19 protein-coding genes are annotated in these 19,220 nt (G+C 43.2%); 5 read left to right on the top strand and 14 right to left on the bottom strand.

All coding sequences use genetic code 11. The features are described from left to right. Positions 1 to 200: 200 nt before the first annotated feature. From FHS68_RS08550 to FHS68_RS08515, 8 genes are all read right to left on the bottom strand, one after another. Positions 201 to 1,259: a hypothetical protein gene (locus FHS68_RS08550; RefSeq protein WP_167269140.1), complete on the bottom strand. Its 1,059-nt coding sequence runs from the start codon at positions 1,257 to 1,259 to the stop codon at positions 201 to 203. A 222-nt stretch (positions 1,260 to 1,481) separates the two neighbouring features. After that, entirely contained in the window at positions 1,482 to 2,315 is an 834-nt protein-coding gene (locus tag FHS68_RS08545; protein ID WP_167269138.1) for a potassium channel family protein, read from the bottom strand. Between the two features lie 270 nt (positions 2,316 to 2,585). Beyond that, the gene (locus FHS68_RS08540) at positions 2,586 to 2,771 is read right to left on the bottom strand and encodes an RNA-binding protein (RefSeq protein ID WP_167268803.1); all 186 of its coding nucleotides are present in this window, start codon (positions 2,769 to 2,771) and stop codon (positions 2,586 to 2,588) included. A gap of 100 nt (positions 2,772 to 2,871) precedes the next feature. After that, positions 2,872 to 3,219 carry a hypothetical protein gene (locus tag FHS68_RS08535; RefSeq protein ID WP_167269136.1) on the bottom strand — a complete coding sequence of 116 codons (348 nt, stop codon included), beginning with the start codon at positions 3,217 to 3,219 and terminating at the stop codon, positions 2,872 to 2,874. Between the two features lie 83 nt (positions 3,220 to 3,302). Next, positions 3,303 to 4,136, bottom strand: coding sequence for a universal stress protein (locus tag FHS68_RS08530; protein WP_167269134.1), 834 nt, complete (start codon positions 4,134 to 4,136; stop codon positions 3,303 to 3,305). 4 nt (positions 4,137 to 4,140) lie between these two features. Further along, positions 4,141 to 5,175: an alcohol dehydrogenase AdhP gene (adhP, locus tag FHS68_RS08525; protein WP_167269132.1), complete on the bottom strand. Its 1,035-nt coding sequence runs from the start codon at positions 5,173 to 5,175 to the stop codon at positions 4,141 to 4,143. A 24-nt stretch (positions 5,176 to 5,199) separates the two neighbouring features. Beyond that, positions 5,200 to 5,559: a cupin domain-containing protein gene (locus FHS68_RS08520; RefSeq protein ID WP_167269130.1), complete on the bottom strand. Its 360-nt coding sequence runs from the start codon at positions 5,557 to 5,559 to the stop codon at positions 5,200 to 5,202. A gap of 158 nt (positions 5,560 to 5,717) precedes the next feature. After that, complete coding sequence (locus tag FHS68_RS08515) at positions 5,718 to 8,378, bottom strand: cation-translocating P-type ATPase (protein WP_167269128.1); 2,661 nt, start codon at positions 8,376 to 8,378, stop codon at positions 5,718 to 5,720. A gap of 209 nt (positions 8,379 to 8,587) precedes the next feature. Between FHS68_RS08515 and FHS68_RS08510 the strand changes: the two genes are divergently transcribed. After that, a complete protein-coding gene (locus FHS68_RS08510) occupies positions 8,588 to 9,601 on the top strand; it encodes an AI-2E family transporter (protein WP_167269126.1) in 1,014 nt (337 codons plus the stop codon). A gap of 14 nt (positions 9,602 to 9,615) precedes the next feature. On the opposite strand, the gene FHS68_RS08505 is transcribed toward FHS68_RS08510, so the two are convergent. Further along, a complete protein-coding gene (locus FHS68_RS08505; RefSeq protein WP_208408261.1) occupies positions 9,616 to 10,434 on the bottom strand; it encodes a DUF6544 family protein in 819 nt (272 codons plus the stop codon). A gap of 176 nt (positions 10,435 to 10,610) precedes the next feature. Here FHS68_RS08505 and FHS68_RS08500 point away from each other — a divergent pair, with 176 nt between their 5' ends. The 4 genes from FHS68_RS08500 to pstB are packed head-to-tail and all read left to right on the top strand — an operon-like array spanning position 10,611 to position 13,927. After that, positions 10,611 to 11,435 (top strand): PstS family phosphate ABC transporter substrate-binding protein, encoded by an 825-nt coding sequence (locus FHS68_RS08500; protein ID WP_167269124.1) that lies wholly within the window; start codon positions 10,611 to 10,613, stop codon positions 11,433 to 11,435. Positions 11,436 to 11,440: 5 nt separating this feature from the next. Continuing rightward, positions 11,441 to 12,328 carry a phosphate ABC transporter permease subunit PstC gene (gene pstC / locus FHS68_RS08495; protein WP_167269122.1) on the top strand — a complete coding sequence of 296 codons (888 nt, stop codon included), beginning with the start codon at positions 11,441 to 11,443 and terminating at the stop codon, positions 12,326 to 12,328. Continuing rightward, positions 12,325 to 13,170: a phosphate ABC transporter permease PstA gene (gene pstA, locus FHS68_RS08490; RefSeq protein ID WP_167269120.1), complete on the top strand. Its 846-nt coding sequence runs from the start codon at positions 12,325 to 12,327 to the stop codon at positions 13,168 to 13,170. The genes pstC and pstA overlap by 4 nt, the downstream gene beginning before the upstream one ends. A gap of 10 nt (positions 13,171 to 13,180) precedes the next feature. Then, on the top strand, positions 13,181 to 13,927 hold the full coding sequence (gene pstB, locus FHS68_RS08485; RefSeq protein ID WP_310588555.1) for a phosphate ABC transporter ATP-binding protein PstB: 747 nt from the start codon (positions 13,181 to 13,183) through the stop codon (positions 13,925 to 13,927). Between the two features lie 54 nt (positions 13,928 to 13,981). Here the strand turns inward: pstB and FHS68_RS08480 are convergent, their stop codons facing one another. The 5 genes from FHS68_RS08480 to FHS68_RS08460 form a co-directional block, all read right to left on the bottom strand. Continuing rightward, positions 13,982 to 14,986 carry a phosphotransferase gene (locus tag FHS68_RS08480; RefSeq protein WP_167269116.1) on the bottom strand — a complete coding sequence of 335 codons (1,005 nt, stop codon included), beginning with the start codon at positions 14,984 to 14,986 and terminating at the stop codon, positions 13,982 to 13,984. Next, on the bottom strand, positions 14,979 to 15,479 hold the full coding sequence (locus FHS68_RS08475; RefSeq protein WP_167269114.1) for a P-loop nucleotide/nucleoside kinase family protein: 501 nt from the start codon (positions 15,477 to 15,479) through the stop codon (positions 14,979 to 14,981). Before FHS68_RS08475 ends, FHS68_RS08480 begins: the two co-directional genes overlap by 8 nt. Before the next feature lie 49 nt (positions 15,480 to 15,528). Next, positions 15,529 to 17,232, bottom strand: a complete 1,704-nt coding sequence (locus FHS68_RS08470) for an alpha-amylase family glycosyl hydrolase (protein WP_167269113.1) — start codon at positions 17,230 to 17,232, stop codon at positions 15,529 to 15,531. Positions 17,233 to 17,262: 30 nt separating this feature from the next. Beyond that, on the bottom strand, positions 17,263 to 18,060 hold the full coding sequence (locus FHS68_RS08465; protein WP_167269111.1) for a universal stress protein: 798 nt from the start codon (positions 18,058 to 18,060) through the stop codon (positions 17,263 to 17,265). A gap of 285 nt (positions 18,061 to 18,345) precedes the next feature. Further along, a complete protein-coding gene (locus FHS68_RS08460) occupies positions 18,346 to 19,209 on the bottom strand; it encodes a universal stress protein (RefSeq protein ID WP_167269110.1) in 864 nt (287 codons plus the stop codon). Positions 19,210 to 19,220: the final 11 nt, after the last annotated feature.

The following is a 19,220-nucleotide window of genomic DNA, read 5'->3' as shown; positions in this document are numbered from 1 at the left end:
TTCAAAATGGTACTTACATTCAGACTTGGTGACGTTGGGACTATTAGCACTAAATTCACTTGGAGAGCTTACTTCCACGTTGCACAGAATTTCCCGCAAAACACGGAAACTCAGTTATCCCAAACCGTTTGTTATGCGTTCTCTCTCTCTCTCTCTCTCTCTCTCTCTCTCTTTTTCTGCACTGTTGATTTATGATCAAATTATTTTCCATTTTTCTTCTTTTGTTCTTCTTTCCATTCGTTTTCAGCTTCAACCAATGGTTTATGCCATTCCCAAAGCTCCTGCAAAGTTTTTATGTCCGCCGTGATTGGGTTTGATGCACTAAAAGCATCGGATGGCGTCTCTGGCATATTATGTTGAAAATAACTTTCAAATGTCCTTCTTGGATTGGAGGCTAGGGAAGAACTGAAATAGTTATTTGTATAGTCGTAATGATGAGAATGGATAAAGCTTTCCCAGCGCTTCACACCCTCTTCTTCGGATCTTATGTCAATAATCTCAAATTGTTCCATATTTCTCTTGTCGGCAGTTCCCCAAGCTGTATTCATAAGACTAACTGCTTCAACGTCGGTGTCAGGTGCGCCATAACCAAAAATTGTCACACGTTTTGTGCTGTCCTCGTGAAGCCATTTTTTAACTTTGCTCCATTCCATATTGATAAACTCATCTGCTGTATAGTTCTTTTGGGAAACTGGATATAGAAGTTGCGTTGGTTCAAAAAGGCCTCCGTCCCGCCTCATTTGCATGCCAACTGGTCCTGATCTACCATCTTCTTTGCTATACCCAATTGAAACCGACCCGTGTAAAAAGCATACATATGGCATGTCTGCAATAGGTGCATTTCTACAAAACGCCTGATATAAAAATGGATCCCAATTGAATGTTGCAATCAAGTCTCTTGGTCGAAGGGAAAGGACTAAAAAATCATAAATCGTTGCTTCGTTTTCGGGCAACTTCATGTCTTTGAAATAATTGTAAACACGGTTTTGGATTTCAATAATTTCGTCGGAGTTAGGATTTTCGTTATGCAAATTGGTATAAAGCTGCTCGAAATTTTTAGCTCTCAACCTTTCAGGAAGGATCTCCACAATGTCGGATAGTTCAACAATGTCAATAAAATTGTCCATTGAGGGTAGTCGTTTACCATTAGGTTCAGGATTCCTAAATGTCGAGGCAATACTTGCTCCTGCGCCTAAAATTACAACATGTCCACCACCACCATAAACGGTTTTGATCCTATCTTGCTTTGTCTTCGCCATTGTTAATCATTTTGATTTAGTACGGTTGATTAAAGGATGAATCATAACTAGCAGGACTTCCCGCAATGCCGATATTTTCCCATGTACAGCCCGGAGCTACACCCCACTGGAATAATTGAAATTGAAGTTAACAACAAAAAGCTAACCGGAATAATAGTAAGCTCGATAACTGATACCAGCCGATTGTTGCTAAGTCTGCCACAATGTTAAGGGAATAACCATTTACTCTTTGTTGTCTCTTTTTTTGTATGTCACCTCTTCGTTGAAATATGAACCCGTTTCAACTCTCGAAGCATAGAAGTTAAAAAAAAGTCCCACAAACGTAAAGAACAAAACAATTTGCGAAACGGCTAAAAACTGTCCAAATGTTGTTTTAGGATAAATGTCTCCAAAACCAACTGTCGCTGTTGTTATGAAACTATAATAAACTGCCTCGAAATTATTTGTCAACGGTCGATTGAAAAAGCATTGAATATTTAAGTTACAATAAGAATAAATGACTGCAAAGTTTAAAGCAATTTCTATATAGTTATAAAACAGATTTATTAATGACCTTTTATATGTTATGGGTTTTGTATTTAGGTCGGCACAAAAAATTAAATAGTTTAAATAGATTAAGGTGTCAATTAGTAAATACGCTGACAAATATGGCATTAACCATTGCTTTGTTAGGTTGCAAGATAGCACTATGATTGGGAAGGCCAATTTTGATAAAACTAAAACCTCAACACCCATTTTTCTTGCGTGCAGTCCAAATAGGCCCGAAACGTGTCTGACATAAAGCCCAATCGAAACGAATTGAAAAAGTGTTAAGAAAAGCCTGTAAAGACGCTCAATACCAAAGTCTTTGTACGTTTCGTTTCTCCAAAGTCTGTTTAAGTTTTTGACTTGATTTTGAAAAGCTGGGTTTAGTTTTCTATCAACAGAATAACTACCTAAAAATAAAATTCTAATAAAGTTTGCAATTTTGCTCATTTGGAATGTTTTGTCGGGTTGCTGATAATGACTATGTATTGCTAGCAACTGATTTTGAGACCAGCCTCGCTTTTCTCTCATTTCTTTAGCTTTTTTGCGCCTCCACTTTTGTTCTCATAATTATTTTTGTTTTATGAAACAAAGATTGGTCATATTTTGCAAACAGGTTGCGTTATCAATATGTCAACCTTGTGATACTAGGGTACCAAATAAAGAAGGCTTGGTCCTCATGAAGCAGGTTCAATGTGGCAGATCAGACTTTCGGAATGCCCAAAAAACTGCTCAGCGAAGTTATAATTGTCGATGTGCGTCCGCGTTAGTAGTCCAAATCCGCTATTGTATACATTCTGATCAGGCGTTAGGGCCTACTTCTTTGTTTTGCAAGTATTCTTCTATTTGTTCAAAGTTCATGTAGGCGATGTCCTTTGAAATTTTTCTCTTTATTTCTCCGAAAGTTTTGACTGTGTCAAAGTCTCTCTCTTCGATTTGTTCTTCAGTCATCAGGGAGGGGCATTCAAGAAAAGTCATTGCGTCCATTGCCGGAAAGTTTTACATCCAAATATAGCAAATTAATCGGGAGAGAGATTTAGGCTGCACCTTCCCGAAAACCAACATAGGAACCTTTAACTGCGATCAATCAGAAATAAGCTTTAACCGTTAAAAAACATCCGGTAACAAACAATGCTCCAAATATGATATTGGCGAGAAAATTTTTCCTGACTTGTTTGGCGGAAGGAAGGAACAGCCTGTACAGTCCCAATGTTAAGGATAGCCAGCCGGTCAATGTGACAAGTATAGTCCAGTCAAAAGCCCAGAGGTTGTACAAACGGATGATCGCAAGTCCGCCGATAAATAGAAGCAAACCGTTCAGGTAAACAACTGTTGCTTCCACCTTTGTCCAAATGTGAAAGTTTAAATATTCGGACAAAGACAAAACCATTACAGTTGGTCCTACCAGTCCGGCTATGTCTTTTGCGGTTTCCATTGATTCGATATCGTTCAAATGTCACTGGCCTGTTCAAAAATGCAGAAATATGAACCGGGGAATCAACTGTCCTTTTACTTCACCTAATTCTTTCCGAAAACCAACAAAGGCACCGTCGGATGGTACGAATATTCCGCCGATTTACTGGACAGAAATATTTTTTCAAACAAATTCCTGTGGTGCTCTGTAAACATGACCAGCATGGAAGGCTTGGTCCTGATGATGGCGGCTTCGATGTGAGAGACCAAACTTTCGGAAGGTTCAAAAAACTTGATATCCAATTTTAGTTGCAGGTGATCCGATTTTTTAGTGGCCTGCTCAATTTTTTTGGGATCAATGTGGGTTTCCAGGAAAGTGGTGAAATGCAGTAGTTGTACTTCTGCATCGAGTGGTTTGGCAAATGCGGCTACGATTTCCAGTTCTTTATCGAGGTTCGTCAGATCGGAAGCGTAGAGGATACTGGTAATCTTTTTGGACTTATAGGTATGCGGCACAGCGATAACAGGAATCTCTGAATTGTTAATCAGATTGGCGGTATTAGTGCCAAGCAATCGTTGCAGTCTGCCGGCCCCCCGCGTGCTGATGCATATAAAATCAAAATGTTGCTCCGCAGCATATTTGAGGATATTGCTTTCCGTAAAAACGGAACCTTTGATGACGCATTGGTGGTGTTCGGGCTGGATTTCAAGCTCCTGATAGATTTTTTCAACAAATAGATCAAGCTGCTGCTGAACATTTGCCGACTCTGACTTTTTATATTCTTTGATCTTTGCCGCCGTCCAGCCTGTCGGCGAAAGGACGTTGTAAGAATGGAAGAAGGTCAGCGCAAATTTACTTTGTGAAGCCAGCTGGATAGCAAACCGCAGGCCAGCTTTCGAGCCTGCGGAGAAATCGGTGGTAACTAGTATTTTTTTCATGATTCTAGACTGTTCCAATCTCCATCACCACCCTGCCTTCAATTGTTCCGGCTCTCATTTGATCAAATACAGCATTGATATTTTCCAATTTGGCAGTATGGACTGTTGCTTTCACTTTGCCTTCCAGCGCAAACTGGATGGATTCTGCAAGATCTTTTCTGGTTCCGACAATAGATCCTCGCACGGTGTACCGGTTCAATACAGTTTCAAAAATAGGCAAGTCGAAACTTCCTGCGGGTAGACCATTCAAAGCAATTGTACCTTTTCTGCGCAAAGCAGAAATGCCTTGTTTAAAGGCAATTGGCGAAACAGCCGTTACCAGCACGCCGTGCATACCACCGGTTTGTCGTTTCAAAAATTCGCCCGGATCTTCTTCAAGCGCATTTACGGTTAGGTCCGCACCCAGGCTTTTTGCCAGATCAAGCTTGTCTTTACTGATGTCAATGGCAGCCACATGCATTCCCATGGCTTTTGCATATTGTACAGCCAAATGTCCCAAACCGCCGATTCCTGATATTGCAACCCATTCTCCGGCCTTGGTTTCGGTTTCTTTAAGGCCTTTATATACGGTGACCCCTGCACATAAGATGGGGGCCATTTCGATCATATTGGTATGGTCAGGTAGATGCGCAACGTATCTGGCATCTGCAATCACATATTCTGCAAAACTGCCATCTACGCTGTATCCGCCATTTTGCTGGGTTTCGCATAACGTTTCCCAGCCCGAGATGCAGAATTCACAACCGCCGCAAGCGCTGTACAGCCAGGGAACGCCGACAATATCGCCTTCTTTTATACCGGTCACTTCCGGACCTAATGCAACCACATAACCAATTCCCTCGTGCCCTGGAATAAGTGGCATTTTTGGTTTTACAGGCCAGTCGCCGTCGGTGGCGTGCAGATCTGTATGGCATACGCCACTTGCAATGACCTTAACCAGGATCTGATTTTTACCTGGTTCTTTTACGGGCATTTCTTCGATTTGAAGCGGTTGCCCAAAACTGTGAACAACAGCCGCCTTCATTTTTTTTGGTATCATAAATTTATTGATTTGGCGGTTAGATTATTCATAACCACTTTTAATCACTGTGGAGATCATTTTAAATTGTTCTTTGGCGCAAAAGGAATTTTTCGAATGGGCCGGAATGATGATTCCCTGACCTAATTTGAGTTTGTGTTTTTTGCCATCAATAACAATTTCGGCAGATCCGTCGATGATCTGAATGTAGGCATCAAAGGCAGAGGATTTCTCTGCCAGCTCCTCTCCTGTATCAAATGAAGACACGGTGATATTACCGGTTGTCTTCTTGATGATAGTCCTGCTTGACACGGTTTTTGGAACATACTGTACGATTTCAACTACGATGTGTGCTTTGGATTTCTCCATTTCGGTGTCATTTTCTTTTCTGTCTTTGCTATTCATAACGAGGGATCGATTAGTAATTGCTTTACTAACCTCATGAATTCATTAGCGATAAGTATCAGCTAGCAGCAACCATAAAGGTGAGGCTATTTTGCGCGCAACTTGTTATAGATGCACTGCAACAAGTTGCATCTATCACAGATTAGAAAACATTTGTACTATTTGATTGGGACAAATATGCGCACCGTTTGTATCACCAGAATGGGTGAGATTCCGGCAGCCAAGATTAATTTCAAAGATTGGATATCAAGTCTTTGTAGCGACAATATATGCCTCAGAAACGGGATGTAATTGGTGGCGAACATAATTAGGATGCATAAGATCAATGCCATCCAGATAAATTTGTTCCGGGTGATTTCATTGTTAAAAAAACGCAGCTTACCTGAATACATATTGAAAACATGAAGCAGCTGTGCCAGCGAAAGTGCGTAAAAGGTAATGGTGTTTCCTTCCTGTGGGCTTAATCCTAACTGATTGATCACATACCAGTAAACACCCAGCACCGAGGCGGTCATAACCAAGGCATAAAATACAATTCTTTTCCAATCCGCTATTTGTAATATGGGCTGTTTTGGATCTCGGGGAGGGGATTTCATCAGTTTCTTGTTGTCCTTTCCAACGCCCAATGCAAGCGCCGGAAAGACATCGGTAATGATGTTGATGAAAAGGATTTGAAGTGGTAGCAGCGGACTTCCCACATTGAGGAACCCAGCAAAAGTGACTACGAAAATTTCACTCATATTACAGGACAACAGAAACACAATAAACTTTCTGATATTTTCGAAAATCACCCTTCCCTGCTCAATGGCGTGTACAATGGATGCGAAGGAATCATCTTTCAAGACCATATCCGCAGCTTCGGCGGCAACGGCGGTACCCCGCAGTCCCATGGCGATGCCGATGTCAGATTTTTTTAATGCCGGAGCGTCATTTACACCATCACCGGTCATACCAACAATGTCTCCCTGTTTTTGGTAAAAATCGATCATATCCAGTTTTTGCGCAGGATTTACCCGGGCAAATACATGGCATTCCATCATCTTTTTTTGGTCATCTAATGATGCAAAGTCAAATGCTTCAAGGTCTTTTCCAGTGATCACCAACTGTTCGTCGGGGCCAACCAAATTTACCTGTTTGGCGATTTTCAGTGAAGTTGCCGGATGGTCGCCGGTAACCATAATTACCTTGATTCCAGCATCATGACACGCATTCAACGATTTGATCACTTCCTTACGCGGCGGGTCCAGAAACCCGATCAGTCCTGCATAGGTCAGTTTTTCTTCTTGTGTAAAATTTTCTCCCGGCTTATGGTCGGTTTGCCGGTAGGCAAAAGCAAGGGTCCGGAGCCCATCCGCTGCCATCGCCTCTGAAACTTCAAGTTCCTTCGTTCTATCTTCCTGATTTTCCCAATTACAAAGCGCGGAAACTTCTTCCACAGCACCTTTGACACCAATAAAATAATCGGGTCCGACCTGGTCGAGGGTGGCCATCATCCGAGTATCGGAACTGAACGCTTTTTCGGCCTGCCGCTGATAATCCCTATAGAGTTTATGAAGGTCTATACCGGAGGCGCGGGCATACAAAAGCAGCGCTACTTCGACGGGGTCACCTAATTCTCTCCGCTCTGATTTCTTCGAATCCAGCTGTGCATTGTTAACCAGCGCGCCAATTCGCGCAAGCATTTCAATTTCGGGTGAATGGATCAGGCCCTGATCGCCTTTCAGAATTTCAAGTGTTTGGCCACCCCCTTTGTCTGTATTAATGCGAACGCTAAAATCATTTCCGGCTGCCCTAAGCGCCTCGACTTCAATTTTATTTTCGGTAAGCGTACCCGTTTTATCGGTGAAAATAACGTTGGTTCCTCCGAGTGTTTCTACGGCTGAAAGACGTTTGACAATTACCTTTTTTTCAGCCAAACGGAGCATTCCGTAAGCAAGAGCAACCGTGGCAACAACCGACATTCCTTCCGGTATGGCGGCAATGGCCAGCGCAACGGCAGTTTCTATCAACTGTTTAATTTCCTGTCCCCTCAAAAATCCGACGATTAAAAATAACGTCGCCATCCCAAGCGTAACCCAGATCAGCACTTTTCCCAAGGCATCCAGCTTGGCTTCCAAAGGTGTGGCCGTTCGCTTGGCCTGGCTGACCATGGTGGCGATCTTGCCCAGCTCGGTTGACTGGCCGATGCCGGTTACCACTGCTTTGGCATTGCCATTGGTTATGGCAGTTCCCTTAAAAAGACAGTCGTGCCGGTCGCCAAGCGGCGCATCTTTCTGGGAAGGGTCTATAGTTTTTGGTGAAGGAACAGATTCACCAGTTAATGCAGATTCGTCGACAGTCAACTGATTGACTTCCCGGATAAGCGCATCCGCAGGTATTAGATCACCCGCCTCCAAAATCAGGATATCACCTATTGTCACCTGCTCTGAAGGAATTTCCATGATTTTTCTGTCACGAAGCACTCTTGCTGGTGTAGTATCCAGTTTGCGCAAAGCTTCCATGGATTGCCTGGCATTGTATTCGAGGATAAACCCGGTAATTGCATTGATTAAAATGACTGCTATCACTGCAAAGCCTTCAAGGGTATCGCCAAGGAAAAAAGACACGATTGCCGCCGCCGCGAGGATCCAGACGATGACACTATTCACCTGCCGCGACAGGATAGACCAGATGCTCTCTGGTTTTACCTGCTCTAATTCATTCAGACCAAATTCTAAAATCCTCGACCCTGCTTCCTGACTGGATAACCCGGTTTTTAAATCTGTAATATCGAGCTTGCCAGGCTCTTCGGATGTATTTTGGCGAGGTGTTTCTAACATGCTGTCATTTTAAATGCAAGACTCTTTGTTCAAATTAGTCAAACAAAGCCGATATCTCATTTCCTGAACATGATGATTTGAATTAATTCATAATCGCTCGCTAACAAGATAAATGCTTGTAATCCATTAATTTAAATTGGTGTCTGCCATTAACTGTCGTCCTTTGATCACGGGGGTAGTGATTATTTTCCCGGTTAACCAATCATTCGATGGCAACATTTAACAACCGGATCAGGCAGATAGGGTTACTGGTCATATTGGCAGGACTGGCATTACTGCTGTTACTGGAACTCTACGTTTTCATTCCAGGGTTCCTGGGCGCACTGACATTGTATATTTTAAGCCGCGAATGGTATTTTGCACTCACTGTGCGGAAAAGCTGGAACAAAAGTGCAACCGCCCTCTTGTTTATGTTCGCATTTCTTGTTGGTATCGGTCTTCCGGTTTCTTTTGCTATCCATTTGATTTCTTCCCAGGTAAATGTACTTTTTGACAATTCCGAGCAAGTCATCGTGGTTTTTAAATCCGTATCTGCCCAGATTAAAGTATGGACAGGACAGGATGTTTTCACTGATGAAAACCTAAGGGAGATCCAAAAGGTGGTTACTAATTTTCTCCCCTCTTTGCTAAATAGTTCGGCTGCAGTCGTTGGCAACCTGCTGATGATCCTTTTTCTCTTCTTTTTTATGCTTACAAATGGCATTGCGATGGAAAGGAAAGTGGCTGGGATCATTCCGTTAAAGGATGAAAATGTGCATATCCTTGCCGTAGAAACAAAAAATATGGTACGGGCCAATGCATTTGGCATCCCCCTGATTTCCATTATACAGGGGCTCTTCGCAATCTTTGGATACTGGATTTTTGGTATCCGTGACTATATGCTTTGGGGCTTTATGACGGCACTCTTTGCTTTTTTTCCTGTCGTCGGCACGGCCTTCATCTGGATACCTTTAATTATTTTCTTGTATTCATCGGGTAATAGCGGTCAGGCGATTGGACTTGCAGTTTATAGTCTGGTGGTAACAGGAAATGTGGACTATCTCGCACGAGTCACTTTGCTTCAAAAAATCGGCAATGTGCACCCAGTTGTCGCGGTTCTTGGCTTGATCGTGGGGCTTAATTTATTCGGCTTCTGGGGGTTTATTTTCGGGCCTTTGCTAATCAGCTACTTCGTTCTGTTAGCCAAGATCTATGCAAATGAATTTGGAGAGCTCAGGCACTAGTGCTGTTGCGAAGATTAGAACATTTCACTTTTATCGTACTCAATCTTTCTGATTTTGAATTTCGCGTATGGGAAGTAACCTTCTTTTAATTGCCAACCTGCTTCTAATAAGGTCGGGATCAGTACGTCATTATGGACTTCATGATCGCTAGTCTTGTTAATCCATTTTTCCTTGCGGACATCGTCCATGTACCGCTCTGTTTCCATTTGGATAATCTCATGGTTATTATCGAAGGTGACCACAAATGAAATGAAGATCCCCTCGTGCCGGAAGTTCAGTTTCGCTGAATCATCGTCGACAGGTAACCATTCCAAATTTTCGCTGGGCAGTAAATTGGTTGGGAAACACGCACTTTCACCCAGCCAGCGGAGCAATTCGCCTTCATCGTATTTTGGACCTTTGCCATCCAGTACTTTGATCAGGTTAAATAGAGAAACTACTAGTCTGCCTTGATTTGCGATATACATGTCCCTCGCGGTAAATAGCAAGGTGGTACCTTTCCAGACGAAGCCCGGCTTTCCGGTGGTGAAGTATTCTTCTCCGGACATATTCACCCAATCCTTCTTCAGATCGGTTTTGAATTGTCCGTCGTGAAGCAACCTTGCCGAAGCGATGTAGGGCTGCCCTTCCTTTAAAACATGCCGGAAATAATGTTGTACAGGTTGGGGAAGGTCAGTAAGATCTGCATATTTGAACTCCTTCCGCGATGTTAAATCGTGTTTTGAAAATAGCCGCGCTATTTCTTCCTTGAATTGAAGATAAACAGAGACTTTTCCGGCAAAATATAAAATGGTTGCAATAGCGATTACAGCCAAAACCAGTTTCCATACCATGATTTCTTTTCGATAAAGTTACCGATTTCCTCATGGTTTAGCCTTGATTCTTTCGGGTAATCCAAACGCCTTGATGACCTGCGGCGAAGAACAGATTTCATAACAAAATGACAACATGCGCTTGCTTCCATTTTGGCTAATATTACTTTCTTTTTCAATGCGGATCAGCGAAAATCATGCGGTATTGGCCAGCTTATTTATTGATGTTTCTGATCTCATGTGCCCGGGACAGTGATACGATCAAAATAAAGGGATCGGATACGGAAGTGAATCTGGCCGTTCAGCTTGCCGAGACGTTTCACAGCGATAACCCCGAAGTTTTTGTTTCCATTTCCGGAGGAGGTTCCGGCCTTGGCATCGCTTCGCTGCTGAATGGTACTGCCGACATGGCCAACTCTTCCAGGAGTATCAATAGCGAGGAAATTGACTTGTTCAAAAAGAAAACGGTTCGAATTGATTCTTTCATTTTTGCCCAGGATGCCATTGCTTTCGTGGTATCCGACGACCTGCCGATCGACTCAATCAGCACCAAAACCCTGGCCCTCATTCTGAGCGGTGCCTATAAGGATTGGTCCTCGATAACTTCTGAAAAACTGCCTGTGAATATTTATGGAAGGCAAAGTAATTCCGGCACACACGATTTCGTCAAAAAAAAGCTTGAAATCGCCTTTAGCCCACACGCCAAAGAAATGAACGGGAATGCGCAGATTTTAGAGGCCATCAAGCAGGACAACTCGGGTATCGGCTATGTAGGTGCCGGTTATGTTATCCACGGCGGCAGCAAAGGTTTGAAGGTGTTGACAGTCTATTCGGGAAAGGATAAAGCCGTTTCGCCATTGAATGCTAAAATGATTGCAGCAGGAAAATATTTTTTCCAGAGGCCTTTGTTTCAATATTATAAGTCTGATTCCTACGATAAAGTCAAGCCCTTCCTGGATTTTGAAAAAGGTCAGATAGGGCAAAAAATTATTAAAGAGGCTGGCTATTATCCGGTAAACTGAATGTCATGGATGTAAAGAAGCGGGAAAACACAGATTGGCTTTTAAAACAACTCTTTAAAGGCACGGGGATGGTTACCATCGTTTTGCTGGGAGGTATTTTTATGATGCTGATCTACAACAGCATTGCCTTTTTTGCAGAAGTAAACCCTATTGATTTTTTTACCGGATACCAATGGGACCCGGGAAGTGTTGATAGAAATTACAGTATCCTGCCGCTGTTGGCTAGTACAGGTTTGGTGGCGGCAGGTTCTATGCTCATAGCGGTGCCGCTGGGTATTTTTACGGCAGCTTTTTTGTCAGAATTTGCACCGGGAAAATTGCAGGCTGTTTTGAAGCCGGTTATTGAAATGCTTGCCGCCATTCCTTCGGTTGCTATTGGTTTTCTCGGGATCGTATTGGTAGGCCCGGGAATCGCCAAACTATTCGGCATGCAAAATGGATTAAATGCATTAAATGGATCTGTGTTATTGGCTGTGATGGCGTTGCCGACCATTATAACCATCAGCGAGGATGCCATTAATGCGGTTCCGAAAACCTACCGGGAAGCTTCTTTGGCGCTGGGTGCGAACAAGTGGGCGACGCTATCTCAGGTAACATTGCCCGCGGCTTTGCCCGGCCTGATCGCAGCCGTTATGCTCGGACTGGGCAGGGCACTTGGAGAAACCATGACGGTGCTGATGGCGACCGGGAATGCGTCTGCCATGCCTGGCGGTTTCCTGGATTCCATCCGCACGATCACGGCCACTATCGCCATCGAAATGGGGGAGGTGCCATACCAAACGACCCATTACTTTGCGCTTTTTGCCATTGCAGCCGTGTTATTCCTCATCACCCTGGCGATCAACTTTCTGGGGGAATATTTCGCCAACAGTTTACGCAAATTTCAGGCATGAAAAAGAGTCTATTCCATTTTCTTAATTGGACGGTTTTACTCGGGAGTACCATCCTGGTCTGTCTGTTCCTGGGTATCATTTTGTTTGATATTTTTTCAAAAGGGGTGTCTTCGCTTTCCTGGAAATTCATAAGCCGGCCACCGACCCAGGGAATGACCCGCGGCGGAATACTGCCTGCGATAACTGGCACCTTATGGCTTACCTTGATCACCACGCTTTTTGCGGTGCCTTTCGGCATTGCTTGTGCGGTTTATCTCAATGAGTATGCAAAGCCTTCTGTGCTTACAGGTATTATCAGGGCCTCAATCCGGAACCTGGCTGGTATCCCGTCCATTATTTATGGTTTGTTCGGGCTGGCTTTATTTGTTCAGGCGCTCCACCTGGGGACTTCCGTCTTGTCGGCTGGACTAACCCTGGGGCTGCTTTCATTGCCGTACATCATTACCACCACAGAGGAAGCCTTAAAAAGAATACCTGATAGCATGCGGGAAGCGACGCTTGCCCTAGGCGCGACGCAATTTGAAACCATCAAAGATGTCGTTTTGCCGACTGCGTTACCGGGTATTCTAACCGGCGTAATCCTGACTTTGTCGAGAGCAGCAGGCGAGACGGCACCCATATTATTTACCGGCGTCGCTTTTTATATCAATGGCTCCGCGACCTCGGTGAACCAGGAATTTATGGCTTTGCCCTATCACTTATATATGCTTTCCACGCAGCACCAGTCCATTGAACAGGTCAGGCCCTTGGCTTACGGCACTGCAGTGGTTTTAATTGTACTGGTTTTCGTGCTCAATATCATTGCCTTCTATATTCGGTTTAAGCAAAGGACCCAGCAGTAATATGGATCAGATTAAATTATCAGCTCATTCGCTGAACCTCTATTTCGGGGAAAAACAAATATTGAAAAATATTAATATCGATTTTCCCGAAAATCAGGTTACCTCGTTAATAGGGCCTTCCGGCTGTGGGAAATCAACACTGCTCCGCTGTTTCAACCGGATGCATGACCTGTCTTCCGATGCAAGGATCGATGGGGCTATCAAGTTGGAGGACCTGGATATTTATGACAAGAAGAACTCTGTTACAGAAATCCGTAAAAGGATCGGGATGGTATTTCAAAAGCCAAACCCATTGCCTAAAAGCATTTACGAAAACATGTCTTATGCATTAAACATCCATCAATTCCCGAAAAATGAAATTCCAAAACTCATTGAATCGGCTTTAAGGGAAAGCTATTTGTGGGAAGAGGTGAAGGATGAGCTGAAAAAGCCGGCGGTGAAATTATCAGGAGGACAGCAGCAAAGACTATGTATTGCCAGGACCGTCGTGCTTCGGCCGGAGGTCATTTTAATGGATGAGCCCTGCTCAGCATTGGACCCCATCAGTACCCGAAAAATAGAAGAGTTGATCATCAGTTTGAAAAAGGATTACACGATCGTGATCGTAACCCATAACATGCAGCAGGCCCAGCGTATTTCGGACAAAGTTGCTTTTATGTACCTGGGCGAACTAATTGAATTTGGAAGCTGTCAGGATGTTTTTCAAAACCCCCAGAATGAATTGACGAAAAACTATGTAGGCGGGCATTTTGGTTAAATCTATAAGTCTGACAACAAGTTCAATACATCTATTACAACAGAACCAGCAGCACTATTTTTCGATGTAAGTTTTTATTAATGTAAGATAGTTTCGCGCGGCGGCTAAATGAACATCCCGAACTTTTCCCTCTATGGTTTGTCCGGCACTTATTGCATGGACCTTTGCCCTGATATTGGCACGCATACATTTGTAGTAGGTAAGCAACTGCTGATCTGCCGATGTTATGATACACGGAAAATGATCTGAATATGCTGTCAGGAAAATATCAGAGAGCTCTGGGTATCCAAAAGCTTCAAGATCCATGCAAAGGAAGGCAATTTCACTGATGACATCAATTTGGCGGAAATCATTATTGAACTCAATACAGTCAAAAATAACGGGCTTTTTGTACAGAAAAATATTACCGCTGTGAAGGTCCCCGTGTAGATCCCGCTTAAAACCCTCGCGAATCCGTTGCGCGAAAAGCAATTTGTTGGTAGCCAAAAAGTGATCACTCCATTGGATGGCCAAGGTGATAATATTTTGAAAGCTCTGTCCAAGATTCTCTTTTACATAGGTGCCGGCGTTTTCAATATCGTTGAATGTGCGTCTCGACTCATCCTGATCGAAAGGGGAGTGAATAACCTTTGCGTAAGTATGAAAATCAGCAACTTCCTTTGCCAGTGCGATGATTTGCTCTTGAAGGACTTTGCCTTTCACGAGTAGTTTATCCATTCTTTTGGAAGGTAACATCCGCTTCATAACAATAGCATAATCTACGATCGTCGCATTCCCTTCTCCAATAAACCACTCATTTTTCTGATGGCGTACCGGTAAAACGGCCAGGTAAATGGCGGAAAACCGCTGATTCAGCCTCAGTTCTATTTCACAATATTTCTTTCTTTTGGCCAGTGTAGAAAAATCCAGAAATGAAAGTTTCACGGGCTTTTTGATTTTGAAGGCCATTTTTTTACTCAGAATCACCCAGGAAATATGGGTTTCCTCTGGTGTTCCATACAGAGGCTGACCTTTAAAAATGCCTGTCTGGGAAAGTGCATGGATGTTCAAATCATTCATAAGAGCCTCGCAGATATTCCAATGCTTTTTGTGTCATACGATCGATATTGTCATTCTCGGATTGCAGTTTTAAAATTGGTATTTCGGGCATTTCAAATTGCTCCCTGATCAGCAGATATACCGCATAATCTGCTTCACTATCCTGCCTGATACCACTTAATCTTTTTTTGGTAATACTATCCGTAGCCTGTATCAGTATAAACCGTATGGGCGTTTCCCTTCTCTTTCCAAGGTTTATAAAAATGGCACGCATCGCGTCGTGGTGAAAAGTGGCATCGATCACGACGGTCTCGCCCTGGTTTAAGTCTTCATCCACATTTTTTGCCATGAGGTGATATATGGTCATTTTGTCCTCAAAGGAATATTTACCTAATGCATGCACCCCTTTTCTCGTTTGGTCGCTGCTGATGTATTTCACATTTAGTTTGTCAGCTAATCGGGAAGCGAAAAAGCTTTTACCTGATCCGGGTAGGCCAAAAACGATGATGATCATGATATCCGGTTAGATTTAGGATATTTAGCAAATGAAAAAATGATTGATTTCAAAGGCCATTACTCAGGATGACAAATTGTGACGGTTCCAGTTTCAGTTTGATAAAATGCCGGTTTCCTTCTTCGTTGCGCAGCACACTAATATGTCCCGACTGGCCATATACAAATTTGAACTTGCTTTCTTCGGCATTCAGTAGAGGATCTACCAAGACGTATTCTTCGTCCTGATCTGTAAGAGAGCTATTGTAGGCGACAATAATCTCCTGGTCATAAAGTACCCTCGAAAAAGCGAGCAGGGACTTTTTGAAGGTGGGTAAATGGAAATTTTTGCCGTCATCAGAAAGCTCGCGCATGTACATTCGTCCGAACTTTAAAATCGGGCTTTGCTTTCGGAATGCAGCTATGAAGGCGATTTCTTTGTAAATCTTCCCCGACTTATTTAATGCATTTAAAGAATGATCTTCCAAACTGAACATCGCCTCCCGGACGCGGGCATCCCCATCACCTGACCCGTCAAAGCCTTGTTCGGTGCCATAATAAATGCAGGGTGTTCCCAGGGCGCAGAGTAAGAAACCAATTCCTGCAATGACCTGATTTTCGGTAGCGTTATTTCCAAATCGTTTTTTGTAAACCTGTCCAACCTGGTCGTGATTATCTATGAATGTTACCAAAAACTCCCCAAATTCACCGCGGTTCATGGCATTTTTGCGAAGCGATTCATACCTGCGGATCAGCTTATCTGGTGAAGACACGCCGCGGATTACGTCGGCAAGAATGTGATAGAGGGGAAAGTCGAGTACTGAATTTAATCCAAAATAAATGGCTTTGTCTTCCACGACCACAGAGGTTTTTGGGCCAATGTATTTGTTGTACATATCTTCCGGCCCGACAAGTTCTCCAAACAAAAAGAAGTTGCGTTTGCCGAGTTTGTAGGCGAATTCTCTCACATGTGAGCAGAATTGGCTGATGTAATCTTCGCCCATGTGTTTCACCGCGTCGATCCTAAACCCATCGATATCAGTTTCTTTAATCCAATAGCAATGGATTTTGGTTAGCATTTGCTGCACATAAAGCGCTTCGGGGGAAGTGTCATTTTTAAAGCTTTTCAGCGTTGAAAAATCGCCATCTCTTGTTTCCGGATAAGTATCAAAGTTGCGTATTTGTCCCTTTCTGGAATAAATCTCGGGGTTTCGAAACTCTACGGGCAGGGGTCTTTGCTGGTAACGCCAAGCTCCAAATGGGAATATGGCCCCCTGGTTGTAATAATATTTTTCATCATTGGGATATGACCAATTATCGCCGCTGTGATGCAATACTATATCCATAAATACCCTTATATCCAAAGCATGGGCTGCATCAACCAGATCTGCCAGGTCCTGCTTTGTTCCGAAGCGCGGATCGATGTCCAGAAAATTTTGAATCGCATAACCGTGATAGGAAGAAGGGTTATTTTCAAAAACGGGGCTCAGCCAAAGGGCGGTGCAACCCAGGTCATTGATGTAATCGAGATGATTGGTAATACCTTTTAATGTACCACCACATATTTTTTGCAGCTGTTCCGAATTTCCGAAGCCGCTACTTCTTTCGCTATCTGTAATGGGTTTTCTATCAAGGTCGTCGTGAAACCGGTCTACCAACAAAAAGTAGATGAACTCCTCTCGCCATTCTCTTCCGGAATTCTTCCAGTAAGTCTTACCCGGTTTGGGTGATAAGCTGATCTCCTTGATTGAAGTAGCTGCGTTTTCTTGGATCATAAAGACATTGTTAATGTTCATCCGAAGCGTTTAGCTGGAATAGGTCCACACAAGGATATTGGCATGATTTACAATATCTGCGGTCGTACTTTCAGTAAACAAGTGCTTCAAATTGCGTTTTCCATGCGTTACCATGGCGATCATGTCTGCATTGATCTCACGGGCGAAGTGTAGAATTCCGTCTTTTACGTTAGCATCATTTACCACTGTGATTGTATAGTTTGAAAGCTGGTAGTGTGTAGCGTATTCTTTGAGTTTGTCAATTAGTGTGATGTCATTCAGCGATTTCCCTCTATGGATGCGTAGTAAGTGAAGTCGGGAATGAAACGTCTTTTGGAGTTCTTTAACCTTCGACAATACCTCACTCTGATCGAGTTTCAGGTTACAGGGAAATACGATATCATGGATTGATTTTCGATTTTGATCCCCTCTTACTGCGAAGACTGGCACGGGTGACGTTCTTACAACCTTTTCGATATTTGAACCCATAAAATACTCACCCCATCCACGCGATCCATGTGTCCCCATCACCACTAAATCAATTTTATCGGTTTCAATAAAACTCAGAATGGATGTTAAAAATCTCCCGGAAAGTATTTTATGATGTATCAAAACTCCTGGTTTACGAACATACGTCAGCTTTATCAATTTTCGTCCTAGCTCTTTTAGGTTGGCGTCCTGCTTGGTAGAAAATTTTGAATCGTTTATATCGTTGATTACATTCACCAGGAACAGCTCATCTTGTGCGGTGTCAGTCAGATCAATGGCAAAGTTGATTGCCTTTTCACTCGATAATGAAAAATCGCACGGGACCAAAATTCTCTTCATGTCACCTCCTTCTGTGAAAAAATAGCTTAAAAAGCCACCGTTTTGTAAATGGTAAAGGTTTAATTATTTATCAATTTAGTCTTTACATACAAATTGTAATTTCTTACAGAAAACACTGATTTCGTCTGCATCCAAAATCGGTTGCAAACGAACTTGTTCCATGACATCTTTTTGAATTTCCAGGTCTGTTTTCATAATTGAAATAGGTTATTTGAAATAAATCTGATGCTCTTGCATTTCGATGACAAGGCTCGTTTTTGACAGGCGTGTCCGATAAGCCGTCTCTTAAAGAATGACCATGGGTGCCTGAAATTGGCTCTCACAAACCTTTTGATGGTATACCAACAGAGGTAAGTGTGTATCTAATGTCAGCTTTTTTGTGAGTCCGGGACTAAGGAACTTTTCCAAAAATCCGCGTTGCCTGGTAGAGACAATCAACAGGTCTGCGTGGACTTTGTCGCAATAATCTTCAAGGCTTTTCATAACTTGTTCTCCATCCAGAATAACAATATCTTCCCGGCCAATACCAAGCTCTTTCTGGATTTCATCTACATGCTGTTTGTCTGACTGTATATTTAACTGCTGGTCCGAATTGATCTTCACAAGCGTTAGTTGGCCATTCAATTGTTTGACGAGGGAGATAACATCCAGCAAGACTTCTTTTTCTTCAAATTCTAGCTCTGTGGCATATAGCACTTTACTAAAATTGGTAGTAGTTGCCTGAGGCGGCACGATAAGCACGGGGCAAGTCGCATGCAATGCTATACCCGTTGCCGAGCTGCCAATCAATTTGTCCAGCAAACTGCCTGCGCCGCTGCGTCCGACCACGATCATGCTGGCATTTGTTTCGCTGGCCTGCCGCAACACGGCTGGCTCTACGCCATCTGTTTCCCACACAGCATCAGCGCGATAGCCTTCCTGTTGTAGCTGGGAAACACAGGCATTTAGTTTTTCCCGGTAAGAATCTTCCAACTCTTGGTAAACAGGTAAAGCACTGACAGAATCAGGAAGGGCGAAATCGTCCAAATAAGGTTGGTAGGCAAACATAATTAGCAGTTTTGCTCCGGTTTTACTTGCGATTTGTTTTGCAGCCGACAGGGCTTTGTTTGTGTTTTGGGAAAAGTCGATTGGGACCAATATTGTTTTCATGATTTTCTCGT

Source organism: Dyadobacter arcticus (assembly GCF_011762185.1).
GTDB lineage: Bacteria > Bacteroidota > Bacteroidia > Cytophagales > Spirosomataceae > Dyadobacter > Dyadobacter arcticus.
Note: the sequence above shows the minus strand (reverse complement) of the source record. Positions and strands in the feature narration are given on the sequence as shown.

Bases quoted from the DNA above. Each gene is read 5' to 3' on its own strand.
- FHS68_RS08550 (WP_167269140.1), bottom strand. From the start codon at position 1,259: ATGGCGAAGACAAAGCAAGATAGGATCAAAACCGTTTATGGTGGTGGT.
- FHS68_RS08545 (WP_167269138.1), bottom strand. From the start codon at position 2,315: ATGAGAGAAAAGCGAGGCTGGTCTCAAAATCAGTTGCTAGCAATACAT.
- FHS68_RS08540 (WP_167268803.1), bottom strand. From the start codon at position 2,771: ATGGACGCAATGACTTTTCTTGAATGCCCCTCCCTGATGACTGAAGAA.
- FHS68_RS08535 (WP_167269136.1), bottom strand. From the start codon at position 3,219: ATGGAAACCGCAAAAGACATAGCCGGACTGGTAGGACCAACTGTAATG.
- FHS68_RS08530 (WP_167269134.1), bottom strand. From the start codon at position 4,136: ATGAAAAAAATACTAGTTACCACCGATTTCTCCGCAGGCTCGAAAGCT.
- adhP (WP_167269132.1), bottom strand. From the start codon at position 5,175: ATGATACCAAAAAAAATGAAGGCGGCTGTTGTTCACAGTTTTGGGCAA.
- FHS68_RS08520 (WP_167269130.1), bottom strand. From the start codon at position 5,559: ATGAATAGCAAAGACAGAAAAGAAAATGACACCGAAATGGAGAAATCC.
- FHS68_RS08515 (WP_167269128.1), bottom strand. From the start codon at position 8,378: ATGTTAGAAACACCTCGCCAAAATACATCCGAAGAGCCTGGCAAGCTC.
- FHS68_RS08510 (WP_167269126.1), top strand. From the start codon at position 8,588: ATGGCAACATTTAACAACCGGATCAGGCAGATAGGGTTACTGGTCATA.
- FHS68_RS08505 (WP_208408261.1), bottom strand. From the start codon at position 10,434: ATGGTATGGAAACTGGTTTTGGCTGTAATCGCTATTGCAACCATTTTA.
- FHS68_RS08500 (WP_167269124.1), top strand. From the start codon at position 10,611: ATGCGGTATTGGCCAGCTTATTTATTGATGTTTCTGATCTCATGTGCC.
- pstC (WP_167269122.1), top strand. From the start codon at position 11,441: ATGGATGTAAAGAAGCGGGAAAACACAGATTGGCTTTTAAAACAACTC.
- pstA (WP_167269120.1), top strand. From the start codon at position 12,325: ATGAAAAAGAGTCTATTCCATTTTCTTAATTGGACGGTTTTACTCGGG.
- FHS68_RS08480 (WP_167269116.1), bottom strand. From the start codon at position 14,986: ATGAATGATTTGAACATCCATGCACTTTCCCAGACAGGCATTTTTAAA.
- FHS68_RS08475 (WP_167269114.1), bottom strand. From the start codon at position 15,479: ATGATCATCATCGTTTTTGGCCTACCCGGATCAGGTAAAAGCTTTTTC.
- FHS68_RS08470 (WP_167269113.1), bottom strand. From the start codon at position 17,232: ATGATCCAAGAAAACGCAGCTACTTCAATCAAGGAGATCAGCTTATCA.
- FHS68_RS08465 (WP_167269111.1), bottom strand. From the start codon at position 18,060: ATGAAGAGAATTTTGGTCCCGTGCGATTTTTCATTATCGAGTGAAAAG.
- FHS68_RS08460 (WP_167269110.1), bottom strand. From the start codon at position 19,209: ATGAAAACAATATTGGTCCCAATCGACTTTTCCCAAAACACAAACAAA.